The sequence below is a fragment of the Thalassotalea sp. HSM 43 genome, from assembly GCF_004752005.1.
In the GTDB taxonomy this organism is placed as follows: Bacteria; Pseudomonadota; Gammaproteobacteria; order Enterobacterales; family Alteromonadaceae; genus Thalassotalea_A.
On record NZ_CP038493.1, the window covers coordinates 2,893,627 to 2,907,331 of the forward strand.

The 13,705-nt window shown below is 42.8% G+C and carries 13 protein-coding genes and 1 tRNA gene; 6 read left to right on the forward strand and 8 right to left on the reverse strand.

Going from position 1 to position 13,705, the window contains the following annotated elements; translation table 11 throughout:
• The first annotated feature begins 17 nt into the window (after positions 1 to 17).
• Positions 18 to 851: a polyphosphate kinase 2 family protein gene (locus tag E2K93_RS12535; RefSeq protein ID WP_135439427.1), complete on the forward strand. Its 834-nt coding sequence runs from the start codon at positions 18 to 20 to the stop codon at positions 849 to 851.
• Here the strand turns inward: E2K93_RS12535 and E2K93_RS12540 are convergent.
• The 8 genes from E2K93_RS12540 to E2K93_RS12575 form a co-directional block, all read right to left on the reverse strand.
• Positions 829 to 1,584, reverse strand: coding sequence for a TatD family hydrolase (locus tag E2K93_RS12540; protein ID WP_135439428.1), 756 nt, complete (start codon positions 1,582 to 1,584; stop codon positions 829 to 831). The genes E2K93_RS12535 and E2K93_RS12540 overlap by 23 nt on opposite strands.
• A gap of 536 nt (positions 1,585 to 2,120) precedes the next feature.
• Positions 2,121 to 2,360 carry a YdcH family protein gene (locus E2K93_RS12545; RefSeq protein WP_135439429.1) on the reverse strand — a complete coding sequence of 80 codons (240 nt, stop codon included), beginning with the start codon at positions 2,358 to 2,360 and terminating at the stop codon, positions 2,121 to 2,123.
• A 155-nt stretch (positions 2,361 to 2,515) separates the two neighbouring features.
• Positions 2,516 to 3,373: a hypothetical protein gene (locus E2K93_RS12550; protein ID WP_135439430.1), complete on the reverse strand. Its 858-nt coding sequence runs from the start codon at positions 3,371 to 3,373 to the stop codon at positions 2,516 to 2,518.
• A gap of 185 nt (positions 3,374 to 3,558) precedes the next feature.
• A complete protein-coding gene (gene argS / locus E2K93_RS12555) occupies positions 3,559 to 5,298 on the reverse strand; it encodes an arginine--tRNA ligase (RefSeq protein WP_135439431.1) in 1,740 nt (579 codons plus the stop codon).
• Positions 5,299 to 5,337: 39 nt separating this feature from the next.
• Positions 5,338 to 6,918 (reverse strand): peptide chain release factor 3, encoded by a 1,581-nt coding sequence (gene prfC / locus E2K93_RS12560; protein WP_135439432.1) that lies wholly within the window; start codon positions 6,916 to 6,918, stop codon positions 5,338 to 5,340.
• A 197-nt stretch (positions 6,919 to 7,115) separates the two neighbouring features.
• Entirely contained in the window at positions 7,116 to 7,568 is a 453-nt protein-coding gene (gene rimI / locus E2K93_RS12565) for a ribosomal protein S18-alanine N-acetyltransferase (RefSeq protein ID WP_135439433.1), read from the reverse strand.
• A 1-nt stretch (position 7,569) separates the two neighbouring features.
• Complete coding sequence (locus tag E2K93_RS12570) at positions 7,570 to 8,106, reverse strand: hypothetical protein (protein ID WP_135439434.1); 537 nt, start codon at positions 8,104 to 8,106, stop codon at positions 7,570 to 7,572.
• A gap of 232 nt (positions 8,107 to 8,338) precedes the next feature.
• Positions 8,339 to 8,415 (reverse strand) — tRNA-Trp (locus E2K93_RS12575).
• Positions 8,416 to 8,727: 312 nt separating this feature from the next.
• On the opposite strand from E2K93_RS12575, the gene E2K93_RS12580 reads away from it, so the two are divergent.
• The 5 genes from E2K93_RS12580 (at position 8,728) to secD (ending at position 13,700) form a co-directional block, all read left to right on the forward strand.
• Positions 8,728 to 8,925 carry a hypothetical protein gene (locus tag E2K93_RS12580; protein WP_135439435.1) on the forward strand — a complete coding sequence of 66 codons (198 nt, stop codon included), beginning with the start codon at positions 8,728 to 8,730 and terminating at the stop codon, positions 8,923 to 8,925.
• A 232-nt stretch (positions 8,926 to 9,157) separates the two neighbouring features.
• Complete coding sequence (gene queA / locus E2K93_RS12585; RefSeq protein WP_135439436.1) at positions 9,158 to 10,207, forward strand: tRNA preQ1(34) S-adenosylmethionine ribosyltransferase-isomerase QueA; 1,050 nt, start codon at positions 9,158 to 9,160, stop codon at positions 10,205 to 10,207.
• A gap of 119 nt (positions 10,208 to 10,326) precedes the next feature.
• The gene (tgt, locus tag E2K93_RS12590) at positions 10,327 to 11,460 is read left to right on the forward strand and encodes a tRNA guanosine(34) transglycosylase Tgt (protein WP_135439437.1); all 1,134 of its coding nucleotides are present in this window, start codon (positions 10,327 to 10,329) and stop codon (positions 11,458 to 11,460) included.
• 50 nt (positions 11,461 to 11,510) lie between these two features.
• Positions 11,511 to 11,843: a preprotein translocase subunit YajC gene (gene yajC, locus E2K93_RS12595; RefSeq protein ID WP_135439438.1), complete on the forward strand. Its 333-nt coding sequence runs from the start codon at positions 11,511 to 11,513 to the stop codon at positions 11,841 to 11,843.
• Positions 11,844 to 11,852: 9 nt separating this feature from the next.
• The gene (secD, locus tag E2K93_RS12600) at positions 11,853 to 13,700 is read left to right on the forward strand and encodes a protein translocase subunit SecD (protein ID WP_135439439.1); all 1,848 of its coding nucleotides are present in this window, start codon (positions 11,853 to 11,855) and stop codon (positions 13,698 to 13,700) included.
• Positions 13,701 to 13,705: the final 5 nt, after the last annotated feature.

A 13,705-nucleotide genomic window follows, 5' to 3' on the forward strand; every position in this document is an offset into this window, starting at 1 on the left:
TCGAATAAGAGAATAGTATGCATAAACCATCACCAATTCAGTTAATAGACAACCCTGCCTGCTTAGAAGATGTTGATTTAAATAACAGCTTTGAAGACGGTAAAAAACAGTATCAAAAAACCTTAGCCAAACTGCAAAAGCAATTGTTGATCGTCCAACAAGCCTATTTTCATCAAGGCCATCGAGCCATATTGGTGTTTGAAGGCTGGGACGCGGCCGGTAAAGGTGGCGCGATCAGACGCGTTACTGAGAAGCTCGACCCGCGTGGCTTTCGCGTATATCCCATTGCTGCACCAAATCAGGAAGAGCAGAGCAAGCATTACCTGTTTCGTTTCCAAAAACGACTGCCACCTGCTGGGCGTATTGGCATTTTTGACCGCTCTTATTATGGACGCGTGTTAGTCGAGCGAGTCGAAGGCTTTGCCAGTAAAAAGCAATGGCAACGAGCGTATCAGGAAATCAATGAATTTGAACGCCAACTAAGCGATGACGGTGCTCGCATTATTAAGATTTTCATGCACATAAGTGAAGATGAGCAGCTAAAGCGCTTTGAAGAACGTTTACAAAACCCGTATAAACGTTGGAAATTAACCGAAGAAGATATTCGTAATCGGGAAAAGTGGCCTGACTATCATCAGGCGATAAATGACATGTTTCGCCAAACATCCACCAATCACAGCCAATGGCAAGTGATCAGTGGTAATCATAAATGGAGCGCACGCATCAGTGTGCTTAAGTACTTAGTCGATACCTTATCAGCAGGCGTTGATATCAGTCCGCCGCCGGTAGATGACAATATTGTCGCTTTAGCGAAACAGCAACTTGGTATTAATCCCCAAGAAATTGATTAACATTCGCCTCGATTTGCTCGGCGATCACCTCGGCTGATTCACTTCTCAAACTGAGCAGTTGTTCAAAAACCTTGGGTAGATACTTAGGTGAATTATCGAGCCCTTGAAAACCTTGTAATGGCATTGCTGGCGCATCAGTTTCCAATACAATGTGCTGCAGTGGAATTTTACTTACGGCATCACGCGTTTTCGCCGCACGGTCGTAGGTAATGGTGCCGCCAATACCCAGCTTAAAGCCTAAATCAATATAGGCTTTGGCTTGCTGGTAGTTTCCTGAGAATGCATGGACAATACCGGCTTTTTCTAATCCGGTGCGTTGCAAATGAGGCATTATCAAGTGATGACTTTTTCTATGATGAACGATTACCGGTAAATTGAGCTGCTTGGCGATAGCCAGTTGCGCTGCAAAATACTCCTGTTGTTTTTCCAGATGCTCTACGGCACCGTCGATACCTATCTCACCAATCGCGGCGATGTTATGCTCAACCGCCAGTTCTTGCAATAACCAAAGATCTTGCTCTGTGGCTTTTTCTATCCACCAAGGGTGTAAGCCTAAACATGGGGTAATGCCTTGATAGCGTTGCGCCAAGCCCAAAACGCGCGACCAGCGTTTACGGGTGATGCCAGGGACGATAAAGCGTTTAATGCCCAATTGTTGGCACTGAAACATAAGGTCATCGCGAATATCATCGAATTCTCTAAAATCTAGGTGGCAATGGCTATCGGTAAACATAGTGTATGGCGAACTCCGGCAAGATAAAGGCTATTGTTTCAATGTAGCAAAGACTGACCATTCTCGACAGTAAAGCGGTAAAATGTCGTTTGCTATGCCACATTATTTTGTATTTATTATAATAAAATCAGCGGATTATAATATGTTCTGTGTTCAATTTGTTGGTGACAAATTGTTTCTGTGGTTGGTGAGTAAGGGCTAAGAGCTAAGAGCTAAGAACTAAGAACTAAGAGCTAAGAGCTAAGAGCTAAGAACTAAGAACTAAGAACTAAGAACTAAGAACTAAGAACTAAGAACTAAGAGCTAAGTGCTAAGAACTAAGGGCTAAGAACTAAGAGCTAAGAGCAATGCATCGGCAAAAGATGTTTGGCAGGCATTGATCATCCAAAGATCATCGTAGCCACCTGTTGAGTATTGGCTTGGCTACTTCAGCAAGTTGGCCAATCGCTCAGGTCGCCAAGTTGATGCCAACAAAGCCATGCCCAATAAACGCGAGTTTATTTTGCTTAACAATAAGTAAACTTTTTAAGTGAGCGTTAAGCGTCTTTGAGTTTTGCGTATAAATAGTCTTTTAATACCGCACGATCATGCTTCATTTGATGCATATTTTCGTCATCAATCGGTGCCGCATTAAGTTCAAGCTCACGAATTTCTTTATCGAGTTGGTCGTATTTTTGCGCATCAGCGGCAAATTTTGCATCGCTTTTGATCAGTGATTTTAATGTATCTAGATATTCTGGGAATTCATTCTTCAAGGAGTGGCTTTCACCTAGCATAAATCGGCCTCTTATAGATTGGTTCGGTTAATTAAAATAACTATCTATAAAGCTAGCACAAAATTTTTCGCTTGCTTAACCACTCATAGAGCTATCCTGGCTTGTGGGCATAAATGCCGACTTTGTGCCAATCGCAGCATTCAATTAAGTGCAGTTTAATATTGTTTTTCTAATATATCTTTTGAGTCGCTGATATAAACAGGCTTACTTTCAGTAGCCGTAATAAAAAACACTTTTTTTATGTGCTCCAAATTGCTTGGGAAATCTGCAATATCGTCTGTATTTTTCCAATTACCAGCACCAACGACAGCTACTTGTTCTCCTTGCTCAAGAACACCTTCATCAAAACGAATTGCTTCATGATAATTAATAAATGAATGGTGCAGGACATCCATTTCTTTTAACGTATTTATGGCCATTTCTTTGTCTTTGGGATTAAAAGATTGGCATGATAACTTTTCGTAGTGATGATCATTGTGGATACTTACGTTTGCGTTTTCGTATGAAATATACGCAAAATGCTCGCCGCATTCGATCATGAAGTTCACCCCTTTATTGACGGTTTTAATTGTTTCCCATCCTGTATTTGTAGTTACATTATTACCATTATGGGAAACCCGTTCGACTTCTTGTTTGGCCGTAACAATATAGGCACTACATGACCGATTTGTAATAGGTGAGGTTAGATCATCTGACAAAGGAATAAGTTTATTTTGGATGCGGACTATTTCGCCTGACTTACAATTAGATAAACTTACTAACTCTCTTTCTTTAAAAGTTCGGATTCTTTTTTTCGCTCCCCAGTAGTAAGAATAAAAGTTATAGGCAAAATATAGAGGTATAAAGGTTGTTATAGCTGCGAGGAAAATGCGATTAAAGGTAGATTCATCCCATACTGTGAAAAACCAATCGTTTGTTTCTGAAAGATACCAACCGAGTTGGAGGCTAGCAATAAAACCAACCATAGAACCAAACATTAATATGTAATAAAAATGGGTTTCATTTAATTTCAAAGTTAACACCTTTATGCCTGCTGCTCGCTCAATACGGAAGTTGCATCCTCTACATCTTTCGTAATTTACCGATTAAAAGCTTAAAGTCAAACCAAATACATCGAGCAACAATTAACTTAATTAGAACCGCCCAAAAAAAAGGGTAAGCTAAGCTTACCCTTTAATGTGTTGATGTGGTATTTGGCTTACATGCGATCCATCACTTCAATGCCAAGTAAGTCCAAGCCTTGCTCTAATGTACGAGCAATAACATGGCATAAATGTAGGCGAGATAACTTAACTGACTCGTCAATGCCATCTTTTAAGATAGGGCAGGCTTCGTAGAAGCTCATGTACAAGCTGGCTAATTCATATAAGTAGCTACACAATAAGTTAGGCGTACACTCGGCGATAACTTGATCAAGTACTTCTTCAAATTGCAGTAACTTAACCGCTAAGGCTTTTTCTTGTGGTTGTGCAACGACAATATCACTCGTAATAGATGTTGCATCTATACCGGCTTTTTTGAAAATACTTTGCACACGGGTAAACGCATATTGTAAGTAAGGTGCGGTAGCGCCTTCAAAGCTCAACATGGTTTTCCAGTTAAAGATGTAATCTGAGGTACGGTTTTTTGATAAATCAGCGTACTTAACCGCACCGATACCAACTTTACGGGCAACTTCTTTGCGTTCTTGCTCAGAAAAATCCGCAATTTTGTCGGCCATCAATTGCTCGGCACGAGTTACTGCTTCTTCTAATAGCTCCGCTAATTTAACGGTGCCACCAGTACGGGTTTTAAATGGCTTACCATCATCACCCATCATCATGCCAAACGGGCAATGATCATAGGCAGTCGTCTCTGGTAAATAACCGGCTTTACGAGCTGTGATTTCTACTTGCTTAAAATGCAGGGCTTGGCGAGCATCAGTAAAGATGATGATGCGATCGGCACCAAGCGTGCCAGCACGATGGCGACAAGCGCTTAAATCTGTGGTTGCGTACAAGTAACCACCACCAGATTTTTGCACGATAAATACCGAAGGATCACCGGCTTTATTGGCCATCTCTTCAATAAATACAACTTTTGCACCTTGGTCTTCAACAGCGATATGTTTCGCCATTAAATCGTCAATCACTGCCGATAAATCTGGGTTATAAGCACTTTCACCCATGATGTCATCACGGCTTAAGGTGACGTTTAGTTTGTCGTAAATTTCTTCTGAATGATGAATAGAGATATCGATAAACTGTTGCCATAAGGCCAAACAGTCAGCGTCACCACCTTGCAGTTTCACCACATAATCACGGGCGCGATCAGCAAAACCTTCTTCTTCATCAAAACGCACTTTTGCTTCACGGTAGAAGTTCTCTAAGTCAGCAAGCGCGGTTTCTGCCACTTCATTACTGGCAAGCTTATCGCTTAAGTGTGCCAACAACATACCAAACTGAGTACCCCAGTCACCCATATGGTTTTGGCGAATAACTTTTTCACCACGAAACTCTAATGCGCGAACCACGGCATCACCAATAATGGTGGAGCGTAAATGACCAACGTGCATTTCTTTGGCTAAGTTAGGCGCTGAGTAATCAACCACAACTGTTTTTGGTGTTTCGGCTTGGCTAACGTTTAATTTTGCGTCGTTGCTGACGCTGCCAAGTTGTGCACTTAACCAATCTTTGTCTAAGTGAATATTGATAAAACCTGGGCCTGCTAGTTCAATATTGTCGGCAATGCCTTCAAGATTAAGGTTTTCAACAACCTTTTGTGCAAGCTCTCTTGGGTTGGTTTTTAACTTTTTCGCGGCACCCATGACACCATTGGCCTGGTAATCACCAAACTGTGGGCGAGATGACATGCTCACCGCTGGGTTAGTCTCTTCAGGCAAACCGGCAGCAATCATTGCTGCGTGTACTTTTTCAGTTAGTAAATGACGAATGTTCATTGTCTTTAATAATCTCTCAATGCAAATATTGCGATGGCATTAATGTTCACGGGTTTTCTGGAATTGTACTTCCGGGTAACGTTCCTGAGTCAAGTTCAGGTTAACCATAGTAGGCGCGATATAGGTTAAGTTATTGCCACCATCTAAGGCTAGGTTATCATATGCTTTCTTCTCAAAAGTCGCCATGATCTTGTCATCATCACAATAAACCCAACGTGCAGTAGCAACCGAAATCGGTTCATAAATCGCATCAACGTTATATTCGGTTTTTAGGCGGTGTACAACCACCTCAAACTGTAGCACACCAACGGCACCAACAATCATGTCGTTGTTAGCCAAAGGTCTGAACACTTGCACAGCACCTTCTTCAGATAACTGAATTAAGCCTTTTTGTAATTGCTTGGCCTTTAACGGATCTCTCAGTCGGATACGGCGGAACATTTCCGGTGCGAAGTTTGGAATACCGCTGAACTTCATTTCTTCACCATCGGTAAAGGTGTCACCAATTTGAATCGAGCCGTGATTGTGCAAACCAATGATGTCACCGGCAAACGCTTGTTCTACGTTGGAGCGGTCACCAGCCATAAAGGTTACGGCATCGGCTATTTTGACATCTTTACCAATACGAACTTGGCGCATTTTCATGCCTTTGCTGTAGCTACCAGAGCAAATACGCATAAAGGCGATGCGGTCACGATGTTTTGGATCCATGTTGGCTTGTATTTTAAACACAAAACCTGAGAACTTTTCTTCAGCGGCTTCAACGGTGCGAGTATTGGTTTGGCGCGATTGTGGTGCAGGAGCCCACTCGGTCAAACCATCTAGCATATGGTCGACACCAAAGTTACCTAATGCGGTACCGAAATAGACAGGTGTAAGCTCACCGGCTAAAAACTCGTCAAGATCAAACTCGTGACAAGCACCTTGCACTAGCTCCATTTCTTCACGGAAATCTTCGGCGAAATGACCAATGCGTTGATCAAGTTCCGGGTTATCCAAACCTTTAATGACGATGCGTTCTTGAATCGTATGGCCTTGGCCTGTTTGGTATAAAATGGTTTCGTCAGTTAGCAGGTTGTAGACGCCTTTAAACTCTTTACCCATACCGATTGGCCAGGTAATTGGCGCACATTTTATTTTTAAGACGTCTTCGACTTCATCCATTACCTCGATAGGATCACGCACATCGCGGTCCATCTTGTTCATAAAGGTAATAATAGGCGTGTCGCGCAAGCGGGTAACTTCCATCAACTTAATGGTTCGATCCTCAACACCTTTAGCGGTGTCGATAACCATCAAACAAGAGTCAACGGCGGTAAGCGTACGATAGGTATCTTCCGAGAAATCTTCGTGACCTGGAGTATCAAGTAGATTGACCAAACAATCGTCATATGGAAATTGCATTACCGAGGTAGTAATTGAAATACCACGGTCTTTTTCCATTTCCATCCAGTCAGACTTGGCATGTTGCCCTGATTTTTTACCTTTTACGGTACCTGCGGATTGAATCGCTTGACCGAATAACAGTACTTTTTCTGTGATGGTTGTCTTACCAGCATCGGGATGCGAGATGATCGCAAATGTTCGACGCTTGTTTACTTCCTGCTGTTGGATTGACATACGTTACGCTTACCAAAAAATCTAGATTAATATATTGGCCGTGACGCAACAAATTGTAGCTGGCGTCGACGGTTAAATTTTGCACTTGTGCAAAGGCGCAACATTATACAGAAAACAACCATTAAGAGCAGTATCTTTGCGGATAAAATTTGTATTTTTTTCAGCTTTTTGGCTGGAAATATCGATCAGTGGGGCAGTTATAAGCGACGCTGCATAACAATGGCATCTTCGTAACCCGTTGCACATGGGTAATAGCCGGTGCGTCGGTGGGTCTCAGTAAAACCATTTTTAATATACAACATATGAGCTGCTAAGTTGCTGGCGCGTACTTCTAAGTGAATGGTTTTGACCTGCTTGTGCTTAGCAATATCGAGTAAGTCATCAAGCAATATCTGACCTAGGCCTTGACCTTGTGCATCTGGGTGGATACAGATTTCCATTAAGGTCATTTCATCGATAACCACGTCGGCAACATAAAACCCGCAAAGCTGCTCATTGTCACGTATTTGTCGCGACTGATAGCGCCCGCCAATACAGCTGGCAAGAATTTTTTTGCTCCAAGGGTGTTGGTTACTGGCCAATTCTATGGCGTATACAGGCTCGATATCATCTTTAGTAAAGTCGCTAATGCAATGGCTGTGTGATGTCATCTTAGTTCTGGCCAGAAATGTGCTGACACAAAGCCTGCCACAGCTTTCGCTTTAATGTCGAAGAGGACTCTAAATTATTGATATCGGGTGTTATTAGGGTGTTCTGCTGATAGCTCACATCTGCATTGTCGGCAAATTTCCAAGTGAGCTTTTGCAATTGTAGACCGTCTTGTTGAAGAGCAATGTCTTGGGTTTGGACTTGCAATACGTGAAGTACATCGGTCAATAATCGATTAGCCAATAGCATCTGCAGGTTTATCGCCGGCTCTGCTTTTTCTGGCTGTTGAGGTTGTTGCGCTGCCTGTGCAATGTGCGCCGTTTTTGCCGTTTGTGGCGCGGCATCGTGTGTTGACTCAACCGTTGTTAGCGCATCATTTGGGGTTTCTGTTTGTTGTTTAGGTGCTTGCTCTGACGGCTGGGCTGGCTGTTGAACCACCGTTTCTGCCTGTGATGGTTCAGCAAACGCACCTTGACGACGCTGCCAAACGGCAATGCCCATATGCGATAAATGTGAAAACTGTTTTGCGGTTAATGTCATTTTTTTGCTTTTGTATGCTGTTTTAGCGTGCAAGCGTTAACTAGCGGTATGGCCTGACGACGTAAGACTATGATGACAGATTGTGTTAACTGACTCAAACACTAGCCGCAGCTATTAGCAACGTCTAACTGAAAACGGTGCGCATAAGGCTGAAATATATAAGCAGATGCGGCGAACTTATTTAATGAAAACAGATTTAAAAATGGAGATTTACAAAGAAAGAGAAGGAAGATGGCAGGGGTGGAGAGACTCGAACTCCCAACCGTCGGTTTTGGAGACCGCCGTTCTACCAATTGGAACTACACCCCTGCAATGGCTGAGCATTATACCTATGCTTGATCGCCTGTAAAGAGGAATTTTTAAAAAAATATTTAAATGGATAAATTATCAACAATATTAACAAAAAATTAGCGAAAACCTCGATTTTTATTGCGCTATAGTGGAACGAATCAACAGTTTACAGCTTTGCAAATAACAAATTGTTTACATTTATAACGCTTAGTGATTGAATTTTAGTCAATGTATTACTAAGATGATTGCTTGCGACATGAGTCAATAATATGCATTGCTTGAACGAAGACGTTTTTCGATGACAGCAATCAACTTAAAAGGAGTTTAAGTGTGAAGATAATCAAAGCCGTGACCAAGTTTTTTGCCAAACCAGCAAAAACAGAAAATAAAAAAGTTCAGGTTGATTTAAATTACGTTCAAAGTTATGCCCATGCAGATAGTGTGTTTGGCGAATCAGAAGACGCAGCAACAGCTGAACAAAAAATGGATTGCGATAAACAAAAGCAATCTGAAACGGAAATCGCTTAAGCTATTTTTACCCTTTAGCAACAATACAGATGAATTACTTAAGGCGGCAGTAGCGGCCTTTTTTGATGCCTAAAATTCAATGAATGTGTCGATTCTTGCTTTATTTCCGGTATTTTATGCCATTTCACCTGTAACCAAGTGTTGAACTTGGTGAATTTCCTTGCCTATTGCCCGCCACGGTTTTAAAATTAGCCGTTTTTTTTAGGCTTTGGACAAGGTTAACAGCACGGTCATGCGAGTTTCCGATTTTTCATTTGAATTACCAGACGAGTTAATTGCTCGTTACCCTCAGGCTGAGCGCTCTGCGAGTCGCCTGATGAGTGTCGATGGTAATAGTGGCGTTATTGAGCATTTAAACTTCAATCAAATAATCGACAAGATTAATCCCGGTGATTTACTGGTGTTTAATAACACCCGTGTTATTCCTGCTCGCATTTTTGCTACCAAGTCTACCGGCGGCAAAGTCGAAATTCTGGTTGAACGTATTTTAGAAGACAATCGAGTGCTGGCGCATGTGCGTGCATCTAAGACGCCCAAGCCAGGTGCCGAATTGCTTTTGGAAGGTAAAGTTAAGGCAACCATGCTAGCCCGCCACGATGCTTTATTTGAATTGCAGTTCAACACCGAGCAAAGTGTGCTTGAGGTGCTCGAAGAAATCGGTCACATGCCGCTACCACCTTATATCGACCGCCCCGATGAAGACTCAGACAAAGAACGTTATCAGACCGTTTATAATGAAAAGCCTGGTGCGGTAGCCGCGCCAACGGCAGGTCTGCATTTTGAAAAGCAATTATTAGCACAGTTAACAGAGAAAGGCGTTAACTTAGCGTTTATTACTCTGCATGTTGGTGCGGGCACGTTTCAGCCTGTGCGTGTTGATAATATTGATGAGCACATCATGCATTCTGAATACGTTGAGGTGAGTGATGAGGTTGTCGAGCAAATCAAGGCGACTAAAGCTGCCGGTAATCGGGTTATTGCCGTAGGTACTACCTCGGTTCGTTCATTAGAAAGCGCGGCAAAACATGCCAAAGATAATGACCAACCATTGACTGCCTTTTATGGAGATACCGACATCTTCATTACCCCAGGTTATCAATTTGAATTGATTGATGCCTTGGTTACTAATTTTCACTTATCAGAATCAACATTATTGATGCTGGTGAGTGCGTTTAGCGGCTATGACAATATTATGTCGGGCTATAAGATTGCGATTGAACAAAAATATCGCTTCTTTTCTTATGGCGACGCTATGTTCCTGACCCGTCAGGAAAGCAAATAACGTACGCTGATGCTGCCATCAAAGGCATTATTAGCATTATGGTTAATACTTAGACAGATTCTTTGTGGTTAACCTTTAAATACTGCTTGTGGCCTGTTTCGCTGCAACAAAGGATAGATATGAAATACGAATTAATGACAAAAGACGGTAAAGCGCGTCGCGGCCGTCTTGTTTTCGATCGCGGTGTGGTTGAAACACCGGCATTCATGCCCGTTGGTACTTATGGCACCGTGAAAGGCATGACCACCGATGAAGTGGAGGCGACAGGTGCGCATATCCTACTCGGTAATACCTTTCATTTAATGTTGCGTCCTGGTACTGAAATCATCGAACAGCATGGTGACTTGCATGACTTTATGAATTGGCATAAGCCAATTTTGACTGACTCCGGTGGTTTTCAGGTATTCAGTTTGGGCGAAATGCGCAAAATCACCGAAAAAGGTGTAGAGTTTCGTTCGCCGGTAAATGGCGAAAAAATTATGCTTACCCCTGAACGTTCAATGGAAGTTCAACGCAGCCTTGGCTCTGATATTGTGATGATATTTGATGAGTGTACGCCATACCCAGCGACACATCAGGAAGCCAAAGAGTCAATGGAGCTATCATTGCGCTGGGCTAAACGTTCGAAAAAAGCGCATCAGGGTAACTCGAATGCGTTGTTCGGTATCGTACAAGGCGGCATGTATGAAGATCTTCGTGAAATCTCTGCTGCGGGTCTACAAGACATTGATTTTGACGGCTACGCAATTGGTGGTTTATCGGTCGGTGAGCCAAAAGATGAGATGATTCGCATATTGGATCACACACCTGACTTGATTCCTGAAAATAAGCCCCGATATCTAATGGGAGTTGGTAAGCCTGAAGACTTGGTTGAAGGTGTGCGCCGCGGTATTGATATGTTTGATTGCGTTATGCCGACCCGAAATGCCCGTAATGGTCATTTGTTTGTAACCACCGGTGTGGTTAAAATACGCAACGCTAGACATAAAACAGATACAGGGCCATTGGATCCAGAATGTGATTGCTATACCTGTAACAATTATTCCCGAGCTTATTTGCATCATTTGGACAAGTGTAATGAAATACTTGGTTCGCAATTAAACACCATGCACAACCTGCGTTTTTATCAACGTGTAATGCAGGGTTTGCGTGATGCCATTGAGCAGGGTAAATTAGACGAATTTGTGGCAGACTTTTATGCTCTTCGAGATATGGAAGTGCCACCTTTAAAAGCCGAAAAAGAACAACAATAGTCTTTTAAAGGCATCATTTTAAATTTTAATATAAGTAGTAAGAGGAATTTATGGACTTTTTAATCAGTAAGGCACACGCAGCAGACGCCCCACAACAAGGTGGTGGTTTTGAAATGCTTATTATGCTTTTGATCTTCGGTGTGGTTTTTTACTTTATGATCTACCGCCCACAAGCTAAGCGTGTGAAAGAGCACAAGAACCTAATGGAAGCTCTATCAAAAGGCGATGAAGTCCTAACCCAAGGCGGTGTTGTTGGTAAAATCAGCAAAGTTTCTGCAGAAAAAGATTTCGTTATTGTTAGTGTTGCTGATGGCATTGAACTTACAGTACAAAAAGCGGCAATTTCAGCTGTACTACCAAAAGGGACTATGAAGTCTCTATAAGGACTTGTTGTGTTAAACAAATATCCATTATGGAAAAACTTGATGGTGGTGTTTATCGTCGCCATCGCAGCTCTGTATGCGTTGCCCAACTATTACGGTGAAGACCCAGCGGTACAGGTTTCTGGTACCAAAGGTGTGCAAGCCGATGCGGCGACATTGGATGCGGTAACTGAGCATCTAAACTCGCAGGGCATAGCCTATTCAAGTGCGGCACTGAAAAATGGTCAAGTATTGGTGCGCTTTAGCGATTACACCGATCAGCAAGTTGCTAATGAATCACTTGCCGAGCATCTTGGCCGTGAATACTCAGTGGCATTAAACCTAACACCTGCAACACCTGATTGGTTGGCAAGCCTTGGCGGCGCGCCAATGAAACTAGGTCTGGATTTATCCGGTGGTGTTCACTTCTTGATGGAAGTTGACATGGCGACGGCGATGAGCCGTGCGCAGGAAAATATGGTTGGTGATTTCCGCACTCAATTACGTGCTGAAAAAATTCGCTACCGTAGTGTCAAAGAATCTGGCAACGGCGTTGAAATTGTATTTCGCAATGTTGAAGATATCGAACGTGCTGAAACGGTAATAAAGCGCACTTACGCTGACTACTTGTTTTCTGATAACGAAGATCGTATGTCATTAAAAGTGACTATGAGCGATGCCAAATTAAAAGAAACTCGTGAGTATGCACTACAGCAAAACATCACCATCATCCGTAATCGTGTAAACGAATTGGGTGTTGCGGAGCCTTTGGTACAACGTCAAGGTGCTAAGCACATTGTTGTTGAATTACCGGGTATTCAAGATACTGCACGCGCCAAGGAAATTTTGGGTGCAACAGCAACCCTACAATTCCATATGGTTGATCAGGAGCGCGACGTTATGTCTGCGGTCAATGGTCGTGTACCGCCAGGCTCGTTTATAGTTAACGATCAAGATGGTCGTCCACAATTGCTTAAAAAGCGCATTATGTTGCGTGGTGAGCACATTGTTAACGCCAAATCATCACTAGACCAAGAAACCAGCCGCCCACAAGTAAACATCGACTTGGATAACAAAGGCGGTAGCTTATTTTCAAATGCGACGAAAGATAATATCGGCAAGCCTATGGCAACGGTATTTATTGAAAGTAAAGCCGTGGGTAAAAACCCAGATGGCAGCATCAAGTTTGAAAAAGAATTGGAAGTGATCAGTGTTGCGACAATTCAAGCTCGTCTTGGTAAGAGTTTCCGTATCACCGGTCAAGAGTCTCCGGCTGCAGCACATAACCTAGCATTATTGCTTCGTGCAGGTGCCTTGATTGCACCGATTGCTATTGTTGAAGAGCGTACTGTTGGTCCATCTCTAGGTGCCGAAAACGTTGAACTAGGTATGCAAGCCATCATGTGGGGCTTTGTACTGGTCTTGGCGTTTATGGTCATTTACTACAGAAAGTTTGGTTTAGTTGCCAATACGGCATTGGCGGCAAACTTGATTCTTATCGTTGGTGTCATGTCACTTATTCCTGGCGCAACGCTAACCTTACCGGGTATGGCAGGTATTGTTTTGACCGTTGGTATGGCGGTTGATGCCAATGTACTGATCTTTGAGCGGATTCGAGAGGAGCTGCGCGAAGGGCAATCAGTACAACAAGCGATTCATCGTGGTTATGATTCGGCATTCTCAACAATTCTTGATGCCAATATCACCACCTTGATTGCGTCCATTATTTTATTCGCCGTGGGTACCGGTCCTATTAAAGGATTCGCGGTAACCCTATCTATCGGTATTATCACCTCAATGTTTACTTCTATCGTTGGTACACGCGCTGTCGTCAATGCCGTGTGGGGTGGTAAGCGTTTGAATAAATTGTCGATATAGGCCTG

What these genes read in the sequence shown, in the direction of transcription:
- prfC (WP_135439432.1), bottom strand. Translation starts at nt 6,918, where the DNA reads ATGTCAATCCAACAGCAGGAAGTAAACAAGCGTCGAACATTTGCGATC.
- yajC (WP_135439438.1), top strand. Translation starts at nt 11,511, where the DNA reads ATGGACTTTTTAATCAGTAAGGCACACGCAGCAGACGCCCCACAACAA.
- E2K93_RS12545 (WP_135439429.1), bottom strand. Translation starts at nt 2,360, where the DNA reads ATGCTAGGTGAAAGCCACTCCTTGAAGAATGAATTCCCAGAATATCTA.
- tgt (WP_135439437.1), top strand. Translation starts at nt 10,327, where the DNA reads ATGAAATACGAATTAATGACAAAAGACGGTAAAGCGCGTCGCGGCCGT.
- queA (WP_135439436.1), top strand. Translation starts at nt 9,158, where the DNA reads ATGCGAGTTTCCGATTTTTCATTTGAATTACCAGACGAGTTAATTGCT.
- E2K93_RS12535 (WP_135439427.1), top strand. Translation starts at nt 18, where the DNA reads ATGCATAAACCATCACCAATTCAGTTAATAGACAACCCTGCCTGCTTA.
- E2K93_RS12570 (WP_135439434.1), bottom strand. Translation starts at nt 8,106, where the DNA reads ATGACATTAACCGCAAAACAGTTTTCACATTTATCGCATATGGGCATT.
- argS (WP_135439431.1), bottom strand. Translation starts at nt 5,298, where the DNA reads ATGAACATTCGTCATTTACTAACTGAAAAAGTACACGCAGCAATGATT.
- E2K93_RS12540 (WP_135439428.1), bottom strand. Translation starts at nt 1,584, where the DNA reads ATGTTTACCGATAGCCATTGCCACCTAGATTTTAGAGAATTCGATGAT.
- rimI (WP_135439433.1), bottom strand. Translation starts at nt 7,568, where the DNA reads ATGACATCACACAGCCATTGCATTAGCGACTTTACTAAAGATGATATC.